Raw genomic sequence first — 14,481 nt, 5'->3', positions numbered from 1 at the left:
TGCTCATCCCGACGTGACGTGCACTCGGCGCGCTGGCCCACTACCGGCGTCGCCATCTCTTTCCCGGCCTTAGAGCCGTGAAGCCGCCGAGCGGCTTTTTATTTCACCGACCAACTGACATTTCCGAACAAGGAGCAACAATTTTGGCAAAACTTGCCAGCGTGCTCGCCAGTATCGATGCGCTCGCCTTCGATCCCAGGCGAGCGAAGCATATCGCGCGGCGCCTTTCCGAGTCTGGCGTGTTGCCAGCAGGCGGCCCGGCGCGTTCGCCCGAGCTAAACGAGACTGATACGCTGCGTTTGATCGTGGCCGTTGCAGTTACTACGAAGCTGCGCCTCGCGGACCACGATCTCGCTACCTACGCAGGCCTCGTTCCTGCGGGTGTTGTCATCCCTCAAGATGCGCCAGCGTCTATTCCGCGCACTGCATTCGACGCCATCGAGCTTCTAGTCGAGATGGCTCGCGGCGGAGATGTTGATGCGCGGCGTTCAACAATCGAGTTCGTCCGCGGTTGGCCGGAGATCGTGGTCAATCAGCCGAATATGCCGGCGCGCTTTCGGACGGCTGGAGCTGACGCCGGACATTGGGAACGGTCAGGACATCGCACTGCGACGACAGTGCCTGTGAATGTGATCGCGGATGTTCTTGATGACATTTTTGAAAAGGTTGTTGCCTAATGGCTCCGTTGAAGAAGAAACCCACCGACGAATACCGCGTGCCCAGCCTCGCAGAGGCGGACGGCGCCTACGCTGACTTGCTCGCAAAACGGATGGAGTTGGAGCAGAGATATTCCGAGCTCAACACCCAGCGGTCGAAGCTACTCAGTGAAATCGCAGCGGCTAAGGCGGCTGGTGGCAAATTCATTGCGCCCGCCGTCGCACAATTGCTTGGTGACCCTCAGGAAGGCACCAGCATCGCGGAGCTGTCGCGCCAGCTGCGTGAAGTCGCGACCGAAATGGCACACATTGAGGACGCCCGCGAGGTACTATTCCGACGTACCGCTGAGGCACGGGACGTGGCCAGTAAAACCGTATGCGCTACCGTACGCCAAGAATATCAACGACGCCTGTCTGCCGTGTGCGAGGCGGCTCGCGCGTTGGAGGCCGCTCGCGAGAAGCATGATGCGCTGCTGGACGATCTGGAGCGCGAGGACGTGCGTCTCGGTTACTTGGGACCGGTCCGCGCACACTTCACTGAAAGGGTCGCTTATTTCTTGAGGGAATGCGCGGAGGCCGGTCACAATGTTTGAGCGAGCCACCTGCAAACCGACGCGGACCGGCAAGCAAGAGCGCCGCATCAAAATGCCCGGAAAGGTCGAGGTTTACGCCAACACGGATCCGGTAGAGATCGCGCGTGAGCTGCGGGCAAAATCCAGGCTGGGCAAGCGAGAGGCGAGGCTTGCTGCGGCGGAGGCAAGGGCGCGTGACTGATAACGTTATCTCGGGCTTCGCCATCGTCTACAACAGCCCGACGGTGATCGCTGGCGAATGGCGAGAACAGCTCGCGCCGGGAAGCCTTACACGAACGCTCAGGGAAAGCCCGGACGTGGTCATGATCTTAAACCACGATGTCGGCCGCGTGCTGGGCCGCACGGCTGCAGGCTCTCTGCAACTGAGAGAGAGTAACGCTGGCTTGTACTTTTCTTTGACGGTCGATCCAACCACGCCGGAGGGCCAAACCGCGCTTGGAACTGTCGGACGGCAGGATGTGCGTGGCTGCAGCTTCGGTTTCAGAGTTCGCGCGGAGGAATGGGAAGATGGTGGCGATCGCCTCCCACTTCGAACGATTACGGACCTTGATCTGTTCGAACTGACCCTGACTGCACTGCCTGCCTATCCAACAACAACCGCCGCATTGCGCTCAAGCAACAGTGCTGCAGCACGGCGCCGCATCGAAGCAAAGATGAGAGCCCGCGGCATTCTTTAGCGTGGCGGGTAGGGGGAGGGCTGGGTCAAATCTCTCACACCTGCAACGGAAAATACCGGCGCCACACCTCAACGCGTGTGATTGCTGCCCCAGAGTTTAAAAAATTTTGGAGACCTAAATGGCCTCGCCGAAACCTCCAGATCACCTCTCTCGGGCTGCCAAAGCCTGGTGGCGGCAGGTGCATACGGATTACGACTTGGACGACCACCACCGCCATCTGCTGCGGCTAGCCTGCGAAAGTTTGGATCAATCTGAGCAGGCGCGCGCAGCCATTTCGGAGGACGGTGCGGTAGTTCTGGACCGTTTTGGCTGTCAGAAACCCAGCCCATGGGTAGACATCCAGCACAAAGCGCAGAACCGATTCCGGATTCTATGCCGTGAACTCGGCCTGGATGTGCAGCCTGCAGACGGGCCGCGCATGCCTCGTGATGCGACCTATGGAAACCGACGCTAAATGCCGCCTAGGCCGAAGAAAAATAAAAGGCGTGGGGCGGCTGGTCTCGATGAGTGGTCGTGTGTATTCGAATCCGAATTCGACTTGTTCGGAGACTTAGCTGGTTTAATCGAGATGGATGAGCACGGCCGACCAGATCGGGAAGCGGCGAAGGCGGCCTGGACTCTGCACGGCTCTGCATTCCTGGAGGAGTTCGCAGTGCGATATCCAAGGGGCGCACACTTCGTGCCTTGGGGGTTGCGCGAATTCGGAGAGCCGCAGTGCCTATAAGGTCGCGGCGAAACAGGCGCCGTCAACGCGTGCACATCACCCCCGAGGCTGTCGACATATTCAGGCGCGCGCACCAAGCGCCAACCAACGTCGACCGTATCGCACTGGCTGCCGCGCTCGGTAGATCGAAATTCGCCGCATGTCCGCTGGATGCGGAGCCACGATCGCTGATTGGATGTGACCGCGAGCCGGCTGATGTGGCGCTGGCGCTCAGGGACGCGCTGATGAAATCGGCGGGACTATCAACCTAACGGAGATATCAACATGCCAATTTTCACTGCAATCGCGGTGGCCGTAACAGGACTGGCCGCTGGCACCTTCATCGACGAAGCGGAGATCGTCGAAGTCGAAGAAAGATCAGAGGATGAAGAGGGAAATGACGAGTGACGGCGATCAACGTCTTCAGATCTGCGGACGCAGTCCACGTCTTCTCCGATGGCGCCTTTCATCTGTCTGGCAAGCTGCTTGGTATCGGGACCAAAGTTCACACGATTCCCGAGCATAACGCAGTCTTTGGCGTTACCGGTCTGTCGGCCATACCGACTCTGCTGACGGCACAGTTGATCGAAACTCAGTTCGCCGAGCTTCGAACGCTCGCCGATGCAATGCCGGATCTGGTCAAAACGTGCTGCAGCCGGGGCAAGGCAGTCGGCCACAACCTGACCGGCCGGTGCGATGTCGTGCTGGCAGGCTGGTCAGAGAATACCGGCCCGTTGATCCATGTCGTCGAATGCCATTTTGAGCACGGCATTTTCAAGGGGCGAGCGGTCGAGCGATACATCCGGCCCAGCGTGGATGGCTCAGCGCAGATGCGGATCCCGGAGGATGGATTGCATCTGTTGGAAAAACAGCGCGCAGCAAAGTTTAGCCTACCCGCTGCAGGAACGTTCGGGAGCGCCACCGTAGGCGGGCTTGTTGGCGGGTTTGCACAACACAACCGAGGTTGGTGCTGACGGGATCCGGATTAAGCTGCTGAAGCGATGGCCGGACGAGATCGTTGGCGGCGCCCCCGCGTGAAGGCGGGCCGGACCAGCCTTTCTTTCGTCTAAATTCGAGCACTAGCTTTGCTTTTTAGAAAATGGAGAATTCAAAGTGGCTATGGGGACAGTTAAGTGGTTCAACCCGACGAAGGGTTATGGATTCATTCAACCAGACAACGGCGGCAAAGACGTCTTTGTTCACATCTCGGCAGTTGAAAAAGCCGGTTTCACCTCTCTCGCAGAGGGCGCAAAAGTTAGCTTTGACGTCGTGAATAACCGCGGCAAAGACTCGGCGGAAAATCTAAGAATTGGCTGAGACGCCCACGCGGGCGGCGAGATTCCCCAGGTCCGACAGCAGGTAAACGCTGCCGCGGGTACAGCGCGCGGCAGCATGCGCGCTCATCATTTACCGCTGATGTCCGAGACCGATTCCCAGCACGATAGCCTTTTGCCGTAGCGCGCCCTCGGTTCGCTTAGTCATCTTAGCGATTTTGACAACCGGCGTGCGCGCTTTGGAGTGCGCCTTAAGATCCTTAATGTCTTCCTTCGTCCACTCGCGGCGAACGGTCTTCTTCGTTTTCTTAGCCAACGCGGCGCTCCTTCATTGTTGATGGCGCGCTGTCTAGCACACGACGCGGTTCGCGCAACCCGCGCGACGATATGTAAAACGCGCGTCTTCACCGACAGGAACCAATGGCAAACGACTTAGTTGTTCAACTCGGCGCGAAGCTTGACCAATTTCAAAGCGATCTAAATCAAGCTGGCGACATGGCGGATAGCGCTGTGTCGCGGATTGAGCAGTCGTTTGCAAACCTCAATCCTGGTCTTGGCGGATTTGCATCGCTTGGTACTGCGGCGGCTGGCGTCACCGGTCTGATCGGCGGGCTCCTTGCTACGCTCACCAAGGTCAACAGCGAACTAGCTGAGCTGCAAAAGAACGCCGAGTTCACCGGCCTTACTGCGGAGCGATTCCAGCAGATTCAGTTTGCCGCCGTGTTTCGAATAAGGATTCTGCGGCTGACCTGCAGAAGGTTGCCTCTCTATTGGCGGACGCCAAGGAGAACGAGAACTCTCTGACGAAGCTACTTGATGCCAATAACATCAAGTACAAGGACCGCAACGGCCAGGTCATCAGCCTAAACCAGCTTCTGGTTATTGCTGGCGACCTGATTAACAAATTCGGCTCAATACCGGAGAAGACGAAGGCCGCTCAAATGCTCGGGCTTTCCGAGAGTTGGGTTGAGGCGCTTCGCAATGGCAGCAAGTCGTTTGAAGAGATCGCACAAGGCGCCGAGGCGGCTGGTGTAATCATTGACGGCGCCACCGTTGCGAAGGCCGCCGCATTCGATCGTGCTTGGAAGCAGTCCTCCGCGCAACTAGCCGCCCAGTTCAAGTCGACTGCCGCTGATATTGGCGGTTGGCTGGATGAGCTGATTGGCAAGGCCAACGATCTTGTAAAGAAGGCCCTCGAATCTCAGAATGTCCAGCCGGGAAGCGGTCAGGAGAAGTTCAACGCCATAGCGGATGCAGCCGCGATTTTTGCGAAGAATGCGGTCGGCGCGGCGCAAGACGTCGATCAGGTAACTCGCGCAATTGAGCGGTTAAATGCTTCGGGCAAACCGGAGAATATGCAGATTGCTGATGGCCTGGAATTGATCCGCGCCAAGGCACAGCTCGCTCGCGACATGCTGCAGGCTGCGGCTGAGCAGCAGTCAAAGGTCGAATTCCCCGGCGGCGTTCCGCTGCCGGCCTCGCGCCCAGCTTCCGCGAACGATGCTGACCCAAATGCAGCGAAGTTACCAAAGCGCAAGGATGGCGCAGATGCCGCAGACGCCTACGACCGCGCGACCGAGTCTATCATAAAGCACACGGCTAGGTCGATTGCGGACACAGTGTCCGCAGGTAAGGGCGCTGCGGCGCAGGCTGAGTTGCGTGCTGGCCTGGAGGTTCGGGCATGAGCGCAATCAACGGTTTCGTTCGAAGCAACGCGGCATTTCTATTGACGGACGGCCTATCATACTTCGAAGGTGTTCCAGACGACGTGAACCTCAACAAGGCTCATCGCTTGTACCGGTTGAATGCCGTCGTGGCTGCGACTGGTCCGGCGCAGTTCGGCGAATGGCTACGGGGTCGTCTCGCCTACAGGTCATTTGATGATTTGGTGGAAACTGCAGAATGGCAGATCACTCATCATTTCCAGCGCTACGCGCGTGAGTACCGCGATGGAGATGCAACATCTTGCGTCGTGCTGGCAGGTTGGCATGAAAAAGAAGATCGGCCAGCGATCTATTCCATCGAATTAGAGAGGGCCGGCACACCGAAGGCTTTGTTGGTCAGACAGAGCGCTGAGTTTGAGGAAAAACACGTTGCGGCGAGTTTGACGGAATTGCCAGTCATTTCGATGCCGCCGCCGTCGCGCGAAGAATTTCAGGCGGCCGGCTATGACTTGCTTGCCAACCTAGAGAAAGTCGACGCAGAAACATATCTGCTGCATTGCATGGAGATTCAGCGCCGCAAACGCTTCGATGGACGCCACGTTGTCGGCGGCCATGCGATACTTACGACGATCACACGCGACGGCGTCGCCCAGCGCGTGGTCCACCGCTGGCGGGAGGATCGGCCGGGGAAGCCGATTAGGCCAAGGCCGATGGATTGGAATGGTTGGAAGGCGAGGAGGGTAGCGGCTTAGGAGATCGAGGCCCTAGTTAACGAAATATCACCACTTTCTTGTGATTCTTTCGATCCTGAAAGGGAATTCCATGGCCGAAACCTCGATCGAATGGACCGATGCGACGTGGAACCCTGTCGCCGGTTGCGCCATTCTCTCGCCTGGCTGCACCAACTGCTACGCCATGCGGATGGCCGCGCGCCTCGACGCCATGGGCGTTGCGAAGTACAAGGGGCTGACGAGAAAGAGCGGCGGCCGAGCGAAGTGGACTGGGAAGCTTTATCTGGATCGGAAGGCGCTCGACACCCCGAAAGGCTGGAGTAAGCCACGCCAGATTTTCGTGAATTCGATGTCTGACCTCTTCCACGAAGATGTGCCGCCGGATTTCGTTGCCGATGTGTGGTCGACGATGTCAGCTACGCCGCAGCACACCTACCAGATCCTCACGAAGCGACCGGATCGCATGGCTGAGATCACATCGGATCTGCCAGTGTTGCGCAACGTTTGGCTCGGCACGAGCGTGGAGAGCGCGGATTATCTTGGCAGAATCGATGAACTGCGTGCGGTGCGCGCCGTGGTGCGCTTCATCTCGTTTGAGCCACTGCTCGGGTCTGTCGCCGACGCCAACCTCAAGAAAATTCAATGGGCCATAGTGGGCGGCGAAAGTGGTCCGAAGGCTCGGCCGATGGATGCTGAGTGGGTTCGCGAGATCGAGTCCGCCTGTCGCCGCTATGGCACCGCATTTTTCTTCAAACAATGGGGCGGCAAGAACAAGAAAGCCGCTGGGCGCATGCTAAACGGCCGCACCTATGACGAGATGCCGGCCTTGAGAATGTGATTGCCGACGGTCCTGGCCAATTTGATCGCGGCGGGATTCTGGCTAGAGATACAGAAGAACAGAGAGAAGCGCTGTGGCCGCTCGTGTAGGGGTAATGGCAGAGGGTCAAGCACCGCTCCAAAGATGGTCTCTAGCCGCCTTTTGGCGTAGGCCTCTAGCGCGACCAGATCGGCCTCTCGCCTCAAGGAAACGCCGTCATCACCGCCAAAAAGATCGTACGTTGTGTTCGCGGAATATAGTTCGCGCTCCCATTCGTCCGTACCGAGCATGCGTGTTAGAGCGGCTCTTTTGTCCTCATCTAAGTCGGCGTGATCGCGCGTCGCCTGACGGTAAAAGCCTGCTAGCGAAAACAAGTACCATACGTCGATTGCTTGAGTCTTCGCGATAGCCACCAATGTCGACCAGTCAACTTCCATGCCGTACGGATCTAGGAATAGAACGGCGCGAGTCGATCTCCAACTGTTTGACGCGAGCAAAGACTTCAGCCCTTCGTTGGCATCATTCTTTACGACAGCGATGCGCCTATCAGGGTGTCGTGCCCTCAAGTCTTCAAGCGCTCGGACATAAGATGGCTTGTTCTCGATGAACACCAGAAAATCGAAGCGGGGTGTCACATCGATTGCGATTTTTGCGGAACCGCGGCGTCGCTCGATCCGCTCCGGTTCACCAGCGTCAATAAGGCTGGCTGGAATAGCCTCATGGCGAACTGTCCGGTAGCCGGTGCCTGCAAAGGCGTCGATATACCAGAGTTGAGGGAACTTGTTGCGTAAAGCTGTCGTGAAGAAATGCAGATACTTTTCAACGATCGAGAGCTTTAGTTCGGTGTGTTGGTCGCCAAACTCGTGATCTGTCATAAGGGGTCAGGTTTCCGCCGCTCTCAATCTTCATATCGTTCTTCAGCGCGCCGCAGCACGATACTTCCGTCTCTCAACTCCAGGCTTAGAATGTTCATGTCAGGCTGGATTGAGAATGCTTGCGATTGATCATACCAACGCCATTGAAACCACAGTGTCTTTCCGCGTCTTCATGCTTTTCCCAGATCGTCTTCTGAGAAGAGGTGCCATCTCCTAGCTGGGTGAACCCGCTTTGGTTCAGGGCTTGTTCGACGTCGGCTACGTTGCGGCGATTGGCTGCGACGATCATCGCGGATGCAATTTGGTCGAACGTCGCATTGATTTTTCCAGACATTGGTCGTCACCGCCTATGCGCTAAATATGTTTACCGCGGAATCTCAGTCAGGTTGCGCCAAACAGGACGGCCCGTTGCCCTCGTGAAGCGCGCAGCAATCTCATCCAGATTATCGTCGCCGTCAGTCAAGATGAGGACGCCTTCAATTCCGTCCTCAATCATGCCGGTTACTGCGGTGGGCACGTAGCCAAAGGGACCAACGGTTACCTCGTGCCCGCGCTCCATCAGCGTTGCGGTGTACCAACCGGCAACATCGGCGGCGGACAAGATCGCGATTTTCATTTCGTGATGCCTCGATTATCGACTGATACGAAGATCGCCGTAGTCTTCCTCAATCGGCCGCTCACCATCAAAATCTGTGTGAGCGAGTAGGGCGCCGATACCAAACAGCACCATACCGCCGATCCACACCAGGCATGTTGCGGTCAAATAGGCAGATGTCCCGACGCCAATATTGCCGGTGAGCCCAAATAGCGTTCCTGCGTTGAATAGCAGGCCGACGCCGCCCCAGAGCCAAAAAAGCACGGCAAGGAAGCCCCTTGAGATGCCATGGTGGCTTCTGAGCCGGAACGTGCGCTCCCAGCTCTCTTTGCGCGAAAAGAGTCCCATTGAAATCCCCCAGACCTGCTGCCACCATAGATCGAGGGAGGTGGAGGGGGCAACTAGGCTTTGGACGTGTCGCCCTCCGCGCCGGCCAGCCGTGTCCGGCATTGAAACCAAACCCGCCCAACCGAATTTGCAGTGCATGGAGATCCACCTTGTTCGGGTGACCAACGATGACGGTCAAAATCGATACTGGTTGGCGGTCGCCCTGGATCAGGATGCCGCTGTCCAACTGATATTGGACGCTGTCCCAGAGGGCTGGGCGGCTAGTCCGAGCGGGCTTGTGGCGAAAGATGGGTCGGCGGCACTGGGCCTACGATCGGGGGAAGTGCGGGAGGTCAACACCAAAGCCGGGCTGTCCTGATGTTTCGGCTTAACACCGCGTGGCATTTTAGCGCGGCGCGAGCCTTATTAAGGAGCCTTCGGCGAGTGGAGAGTCCCATGTCAGAACGTCGCGAGCTCTATCGAAGTCCGAACGGTGATGCCTGGTTCTTAGGGCGGGAGCCCACGAGCGGAAACGCATTCATCATCCATCAGCCGAATGCCCCTTCCGGCGGGCGACTCTCTCACATTGAACTCAGCGAGTTCTTGCGGGACAGAAAGGGACCCGAACAGCAAGCATTGTTGCGATTGATCGGTAAGCTGGTGGAAGTTCCGCCGTACGCATAGAACGGTGTTGGAGGGGGTGGCGCTGGGGCGCGCTGCGGTTTGAGGATCAGCCTTTCGGCTTGGACTTCAGCGCCTGCCGCATCAGCGTCCGGATGGCCTCCGGCCGGGTAGGCGCTTTTTCTTGCTCTGCGATCCAACTGTCGACGGCTGACAAGTCATCCTGCTGCAAGCGGACCTGGATCTGCGTGCCCTTGCCGGTTGGGGCGGGTCCTCGCTTCTTCCGTACTTTCACGGCTTGGCGCTTCATGGAATCTGTGGTACCACAATTTCGGGGCCGGTCAAATGAGCCGGACGACAGGGGAAGTAAATGAACAATCTAAATCACAAGGCTAGCGCTGCTATCGATCTCTCCACGCCTTTTTGCGCGTACACGTACTATACAGGCCTGCGGCATGCTGGCTGCGAACCCTTTGTCAATAAGTTCGGTCTCTACCAGGGCTTGGATGGAGATCCGGTGGCTCAACTGAAGTTAGGCAAATGGGCTGCGCACCACGACCCGAAGGGTACACTGCGAATCGATTACGCGCGCATGATGTGGCAGCGCGGGCTTCGGATGACGAAGTCATCCAGCTCGGGGCCGCGCCCCAGCTGGCCTAAGCGGCGTGATATAATCAGCCAAGGGTGGTGAATCGCCGGCCACTGGATTGTTGAGGCCCAGCGGTTCACCAACCACCCTTGTGCGTCGGCCTTAGCTGGCGAGGTTTGCAGAGCAATCTATTCAAGGGGCACGCTCTTGCCCAATCCAGCAAACGACAACAACCGCTTGCTCTCGCCCGAGCAGGCGGCGTCTCGGCTTAACATCACCGAAGATCATCTCCGCGACCTCGTTAGTCAGGGCGCCATCGGATACATCAACGTCGGCCTCGGAAAAAAGCGTCCACGGCGGCGCTTCACAGAGGCGGATTTGAACGAGTTCATTGAAGCCCGCCGCAGGAGGGAAGTGCCGTGTCCGTCTACCGTGACAAGCGTTCGCCCTATTACCAATTCGATTTCCAACACGAAGGTCATCGGTTTCACGGCAGCACGAAGTGCACGACTAGACGCGACGCGGAAAGGTTTGAGGCTGCCGAGCTAGAGAAGGCAAAGGCTCTGGTGAAGGCGACGAGGCGCGCCAAGGCTTCCCTGGCAATCGATGACGTTGCCGACCGCCTCTGGAATGATAGCGCGCAGTATGACTCGGAGCCCAAAGCCACCGAGACGAACCTTGCGCGGCTAATCGAGTATTTCGGCAAAGACAAGCCGCTCACAGAGATTGACCACAAAGTAGCTAAGGACATGGTGGCGTGGCGGCGAGGACATCGTGTCTCGCGGCGTGGCAAGCGGACCAAAGAAGAGGAGCAGGCCTTGCCGCTGATCTCAAATGCCACCGTCAATCGCTCGACGACCAAGGTGCTGCAGCGGCTATTCACCTTCGCCAAGGCTGAGGGGGCAGTGTTCGAGAGCGAGCCGCGGTGGGGGACTTGCTCCTTGCCGAGCCCCTGGAGCGCGTGCGCGAACTGAAGAGCGAGGAAGGCGACGCGCTAGATGGGGCGATGCGGGACGATTATGAGCCGTTCTTCGGGTTCGCTCGGGCCTGCGGCATGCGCTTTAAGGAATGCGTTACGCTGAGGTGGTCCGAGGTGGACTTCGGCACCCGGCAAATCGTCCGCATAGGCAAAGGCGGCCGGCGTGTGGTGTTCCCGATCACGCCAGCCATTCGCGAGATCCTTTTCCCGCTGCAGGGCCAGCACCCCGAGTTCGTATTTACCTACATTGCCATCTACGGAAATAAGCGGCTGGGTAGGGTGAGGGGGAAGCGCTACCCTCTGACCTACACTGGCGCCAAGACCGCCTGGCAGCGCCTCAGGGCCAATTCTGGGCTGGCCGATTTTCGGTTTCACGACTTCCGTCATGACTTCGGGACCAAGCTTCTTCGCGACAGCGGTAACCTCAAGCTGGTGCAAAAGGCGCTGAATCACCGGGATATCAAAAGTACCCTGAGATACGCGCACGTGCTGGACGAGGACGTTGCCGAAGCGGTCGAGCGGCTCGCAGAGTCCCGGAAAAAGTCCCGGAGTAAGCTCCTGGATGCTGGTTAAGGGTCTGAAATACAAAGCAAAGCGGGATTCCGCATTCCACATTCCAAATGTCCTTCGCCGCGACGCTCGGCCTGGTGGCGCTGGTGCAGATCGGCATGCCGAACCTGCTCGCCTCACCCGATCATTCCCCGACGGCGCGGATCGCGCTGTGGGGCGGCCGCGAGATCGCGATGCTGTTCCTGGCCTCGCTGATCGCGGGGCTCGCGACCACGCCATACGCCGCCTTTCACTTCCATCGCGTAACGCCATACGGCGTGCTCGCCAATCTCGGCGCCATGCCGGTGGTCTCGGCGCTGGTGATGCCGGCCGGGCTGTTGGGACTGCTCGCGGCGCCCTTCGGGCTCGACGGCGTGTTCTGGTGGTTGATGGGAATCGGCGTCGAGTGGATGGTCCTGGTCGCGCGCTGGGTGGCGGCCCTGCCGGGCGCCGTCGGCCGCATTCCGGCGTTCGGGATCGCGCCGCTGTTCGCAGCCAGCCTCGGGCTCATCGTGATGGGCCTTTTGCGCACGCCCTTGCGCTGGTCCGGCGCCCTGGTGCTGCTGGCAGCGATCCTCTGGGGACTGTCGGTGCGCCAGCCCGAGATCCTGATCGCCGGGGATGGCGCGAGCGTCGCGGTCCGGGGCGGGGACGGGCGTTTGCATGTGATCCGCGCCAGCAAGGACGGCTTCCTGCTGAAGGAATGGCTGGCCGCCGATGCCGATCCGCGCGATGGCGGCAACGCCTCGTTGGCGAGCAGCGTGTCATGTGACGAGTCCGGCTGCGTGGCGCCGCTCGCGGACGGACGGCTGGTCGCGTTGGCGACGCGCATCGACGCGCTGGCTGATGATTGCAGCCGCGCCGCGCTGGTGGTGACGGCGCGGCCCGCGCCGCCCGACTGCGCGGCGATGGTGGTCGATCGGGCGCGTCTTGCCAGTCAGGGCGCGCTGGCTCTGACGCGAAGCGGAGAGGGTTTCTCGGTGCAGGCGGTGAGGGCGAGAGGAGCAAGCCGTCCCTGGCTGCCGGCCGGCGCCGGCGAGGGGGATTTCGACCGCAACCTTGTGCCGAAGACGGCCGTGCCCCGCAACCGGGACGCAACGCCATCGGAGGCCGACTTGCAGGCCGACGATTGAGGATAGACGCGAGGGATGTCCGTCCGACGGGATTCCCGCAGGACGCAAACCCTACCATCTCGCCGGCCTCGGCCGGCGATGGCATTTCAATTCTGGCCCTCGACCCATCGGCCGGGGGGCGACGACGTCAGCCGATCGGCAGGCGCGTGATCGTGGACCGCGTGTCGGCGACGACCTGCGGCTTGTGCTCGCGCTCACCAAGAGGCTGGGTAACCGGCAGTTGCAGCACGGTCGCGCGCTGGCCTTCGACGAGCTGTGTCACCAGCACGTACTTGCCGTCGGGAAATTCGATCGCGTCATGATGGCGATCGGGAATGTGCGGGTCGATCTTGCCGAACTTGCCAACGCGGGAGTTGACGGTGCGCGTCCAGATCCAGCGGTTGTCGTAACGGACGTTGTCGGCGAAAGCGAGCTCCGTTCCCGGCAGCAGGCAGACCGCGACGGACAGATCGGCTTCGGAGGCGAAGCCGCGTGTCGAGGTGCCGCGGAAGGTTGTCGTGACGATCGTCTCGCCAACTTCAGCGGGGCGCGTCGCGACGGCATGCAGGCTGTAGTCACACATCGGGTGCTCCTCATGCGAGGATAGCGACCCGCACCTCCTTTGGAGGCGCAGGCCTCTATCAGGGTGGAAGTATACAACGCTCTGCTTGGTTGTAGGCAAATCTGCGGCTCGCATCCGCAGCACGCGATCACATTATCTTTCCCGGATTCGATAGGAACAAACCTCGCGTCCTTGCATTTGGCCGGCACTATCAGCGCTGCCGGCACAACTCTACCGGCGGAGCGAAAGGGCTGCGTGTCTGCATGGGCGAATGTCGCGCGGGAGGAGGGGCCGGACAGTCAGCGCAGAAACCAGAGAGACCATCCAGCCGGAGCGGACAAGTATCCGCTCCAATCTTGCATCGACCATACCGATCGAAGCGCGCGCGGCGCTCGCGACTTTCGGTATCAGTACTTCCGGTAAAGCCCGATCAGCTTGCCCTGGATCTTCACGCGGTTCGGCGGAAGAATGCGGACCTCGTAGGCCGCATTGGCGGGTTCGAGCGCGATCGAGGCGCCGCGGCGGCGGAAGCGCTTGAGCGTGGCCTCCTCGTCGTCGATCAGCGCCACCACGATGTCGCCGGTATTGGCGGTCTCATTGCGCTGGATCAGCGCCATGTCGCCGTCGAGGATGCCGGCCTCGACCATCGAATCGCCCCGCACTTCGAGCGCGTAGTGCTCGCCCGAGCCGAGCATGTCCGGCGGTACGCTGATGGTGTGGCTGCGGGTCTGCAGCGCCTCGATCGGCGTGCCGGCCGCGATGCGGCCCATCACGGGTACCGCGACGGGGCGCTCACTCTCGTCCGCGGGGGGGCTGGAGCTCGCGCGCACCTTGCCAAGGTTGCCCTCGATGACGCTCGGGGTGAAGCCGCGGCGATTGCCGGCGGCGGCCTGGAGCTCGGGCAGCTTGATCACCTCGATGGCACGGGCGCGGTTGGGCAGGCGGCGAATAAAGCCGCGCTCCTCGAGCGCAGTGATCAGGCGATGGATGCCTGACTTCGAGCGCAGGTCGAGCGCATCCTTCATCTCGTCGAAGGACGGCGGCACGCCGCTTTCCTTCAGACGTTCGCTGATGAACCGCAGAAGCTCGTATTGTTTGCGCGTCAACATCTCGACCAAAGTCCCCCGGTTGATGTCGTTCGATTCCGAGACGACGAA

22 protein-coding genes and 2 pseudogenes are annotated in these 14,481 nt (G+C 59.8%); 16 read left to right on the top strand and 8 right to left on the bottom strand.

Annotated elements, in window-relative coordinates; all coding sequences use genetic code 11:
* Window positions 1–77: 77 nt before the first annotated feature.
* The 8 genes from N2604_RS24310 to N2604_RS24275 all read left to right on the top strand — a co-directional run bounded on the left by N2604_RS24310 (window position 78) and on the right by N2604_RS24275 (window position 3,946).
* A complete protein-coding gene (locus N2604_RS24310; RefSeq protein ID WP_260370707.1) occupies window positions 78–677 on the top strand; it encodes a hypothetical protein in 600 nt (199 codons plus the stop codon).
* Window positions 677–1,249 (top strand): hypothetical protein, encoded by a 573-nt coding sequence (locus N2604_RS24305; protein WP_260370706.1) that lies wholly within the window; start codon window positions 677–679, stop codon window positions 1,247–1,249. Before N2604_RS24310 ends, N2604_RS24305 begins: the two co-directional genes overlap by 1 nt.
* On the top strand, window positions 1,242–1,430 hold the full coding sequence (locus tag N2604_RS24300; protein WP_260370705.1) for a hypothetical protein: 189 nt from the start codon (window positions 1,242–1,244) through the stop codon (window positions 1,428–1,430). The genes N2604_RS24305 and N2604_RS24300 overlap by 8 nt, the downstream gene beginning before the upstream one ends.
* Window positions 1,423–1,926, top strand: a complete 504-nt coding sequence (locus tag N2604_RS24295; protein WP_260370704.1) for an HK97 family phage prohead protease — start codon at window positions 1,423–1,425, stop codon at window positions 1,924–1,926. The genes N2604_RS24300 and N2604_RS24295 overlap by 8 nt, the downstream gene beginning before the upstream one ends.
* 118 nt (window positions 1,927–2,044) lie before the next feature.
* Entirely contained in the window at window positions 2,045–2,380 is a 336-nt protein-coding gene (locus tag N2604_RS24290) for a P27 family phage terminase small subunit (RefSeq protein WP_260370703.1), read from the top strand.
* 534 nt (window positions 2,381–2,914) lie between these two features.
* A complete protein-coding gene (locus N2604_RS24285) occupies window positions 2,915–3,037 on the top strand; it encodes a hypothetical protein (protein WP_260370702.1) in 123 nt (40 codons plus the stop codon).
* Window positions 3,034–3,603 (top strand): hypothetical protein, encoded by a 570-nt coding sequence (locus tag N2604_RS24280; RefSeq protein WP_260370701.1) that lies wholly within the window; start codon window positions 3,034–3,036, stop codon window positions 3,601–3,603. Before N2604_RS24285 ends, N2604_RS24280 begins: the two co-directional genes overlap by 4 nt.
* A 139-nt stretch (window positions 3,604–3,742) precedes the next feature.
* Window positions 3,743–3,946, top strand: a complete 204-nt coding sequence (locus N2604_RS24275) for a cold-shock protein (protein ID WP_028141284.1) — start codon at window positions 3,743–3,745, stop codon at window positions 3,944–3,946.
* A 90-nt stretch (window positions 3,947–4,036) separates the two neighbouring features.
* Here the strand turns inward: N2604_RS24275 and N2604_RS24270 are convergent, their stop codons facing one another.
* Complete coding sequence (locus N2604_RS24270) at window positions 4,037–4,219, bottom strand: hypothetical protein (RefSeq protein WP_092257040.1); 183 nt, start codon at window positions 4,217–4,219, stop codon at window positions 4,037–4,039.
* A 104-nt stretch (window positions 4,220–4,323) separates the two neighbouring features.
* On the opposite strand from N2604_RS24270, the gene N2604_RS24265 reads away from it, so the two are divergent.
* The 4 genes from N2604_RS24265 to N2604_RS24250 all read left to right on the top strand — a co-directional run bounded on the left by N2604_RS24265 (window position 4,324) and on the right by N2604_RS24250 (window position 7,136).
* Window positions 4,324–4,707: a hypothetical protein gene (locus tag N2604_RS24265; RefSeq protein WP_260370700.1), complete on the top strand. Its 384-nt coding sequence runs from the start codon at window positions 4,324–4,326 to the stop codon at window positions 4,705–4,707.
* Entirely contained in the window at window positions 4,674–5,588 is a 915-nt protein-coding gene (locus N2604_RS24260) for a hypothetical protein (RefSeq protein ID WP_260370699.1), read from the top strand. The genes N2604_RS24265 and N2604_RS24260 overlap by 34 nt, the downstream gene beginning before the upstream one ends.
* Window positions 5,585–6,319 (top strand): hypothetical protein, encoded by a 735-nt coding sequence (locus tag N2604_RS24255; RefSeq protein WP_260370698.1) that lies wholly within the window; start codon window positions 5,585–5,587, stop codon window positions 6,317–6,319. Before N2604_RS24260 ends, N2604_RS24255 begins: the two co-directional genes overlap by 4 nt.
* A 70-nt stretch (window positions 6,320–6,389) precedes the next feature.
* Complete coding sequence (locus N2604_RS24250; protein WP_260370697.1) at window positions 6,390–7,136, top strand: DUF5131 family protein; 747 nt, start codon at window positions 6,390–6,392, stop codon at window positions 7,134–7,136.
* Here the strand turns inward: N2604_RS24250 and tcmP are convergent.
* From tcmP to N2604_RS24225, 5 genes are all read right to left on the bottom strand, one after another.
* Complete coding sequence (gene tcmP, locus N2604_RS24245; RefSeq protein WP_260370696.1) at window positions 7,106–7,990, bottom strand: three-Cys-motif partner protein TcmP; 885 nt, start codon at window positions 7,988–7,990, stop codon at window positions 7,106–7,108. The genes N2604_RS24250 and tcmP overlap by 31 nt on opposite strands.
* 94 nt (window positions 7,991–8,084) lie before the next feature.
* Window positions 8,085–8,324, bottom strand: a complete 240-nt coding sequence (locus tag N2604_RS24240) for a hypothetical protein (protein WP_260370695.1) — start codon at window positions 8,322–8,324, stop codon at window positions 8,085–8,087.
* 30 nt (window positions 8,325–8,354) lie between these two features.
* Window positions 8,355–8,606, bottom strand: a complete 252-nt coding sequence (locus N2604_RS24235; RefSeq protein ID WP_260370694.1) for a hypothetical protein — start codon at window positions 8,604–8,606, stop codon at window positions 8,355–8,357.
* A gap of 15 nt (window positions 8,607–8,621) precedes the next feature.
* Window positions 8,622–8,933, bottom strand: coding sequence for a hypothetical protein (locus N2604_RS24230; RefSeq protein ID WP_260370693.1), 312 nt, complete (start codon window positions 8,931–8,933; stop codon window positions 8,622–8,624).
* 709 nt (window positions 8,934–9,642) lie between these two features.
* Window positions 9,643–9,843, bottom strand: a complete 201-nt coding sequence (locus tag N2604_RS24225; RefSeq protein WP_260370692.1) for a ribbon-helix-helix domain-containing protein — start codon at window positions 9,841–9,843, stop codon at window positions 9,643–9,645.
* 486 nt (window positions 9,844–10,329) lie between these two features.
* Here N2604_RS24225 and N2604_RS39815 point away from each other — a divergent pair.
* From N2604_RS39815 to N2604_RS24210, 4 genes and pseudogenes are all read left to right on the top strand, one after another.
* Window positions 10,330–10,467: pseudogene (locus N2604_RS39815) on the top strand (hypothetical protein); the annotation flags it as partial.
* Window positions 10,468–10,541: 74 nt separating this feature from the next.
* Window positions 10,542–11,096 carry a hypothetical protein gene (locus N2604_RS24220; protein ID WP_260370691.1) on the top strand — a complete coding sequence of 185 codons (555 nt, stop codon included), beginning with the start codon at window positions 10,542–10,544 and terminating at the stop codon, window positions 11,094–11,096.
* Window positions 11,084–11,674 (top strand): site-specific integrase, encoded by a 591-nt coding sequence (locus tag N2604_RS24215; protein WP_260370690.1) that lies wholly within the window; start codon window positions 11,084–11,086, stop codon window positions 11,672–11,674. Before N2604_RS24220 ends, N2604_RS24215 begins: the two co-directional genes overlap by 13 nt.
* A 32-nt stretch (window positions 11,675–11,706) precedes the next feature.
* Window positions 11,707–12,783 (top strand): annotated as a pseudogene (locus N2604_RS24210) (ComEC/Rec2 family competence protein); the annotation flags it as partial.
* A 127-nt stretch (window positions 12,784–12,910) separates the two neighbouring features.
* Here the strand turns inward: N2604_RS24210 and N2604_RS24205 are convergent.
* Window positions 12,911–13,345, bottom strand: coding sequence for a hypothetical protein (locus N2604_RS24205; protein WP_260370689.1), 435 nt, complete (start codon window positions 13,343–13,345; stop codon window positions 12,911–12,913).
* Window positions 13,346–13,731: 386 nt separating this feature from the next.
* Window positions 13,732–14,433, bottom strand: coding sequence for a transcriptional repressor LexA (gene lexA, locus N2604_RS24200; RefSeq protein WP_260370688.1), 702 nt, complete (start codon window positions 14,431–14,433; stop codon window positions 13,732–13,734).
* Between the last annotated feature and the right edge of the window lie 48 nt (window positions 14,434–14,481).

Source organism: Bradyrhizobium sp. CB1015, from assembly GCF_025200925.1.
Lineage (GTDB): Bacteria > Pseudomonadota > Alphaproteobacteria > Rhizobiales > Xanthobacteraceae > Bradyrhizobium.
The sequence above is the reverse complement of the archived record's forward strand: the minus strand, read 5'-3'. Positions and strand labels throughout refer to the sequence as shown.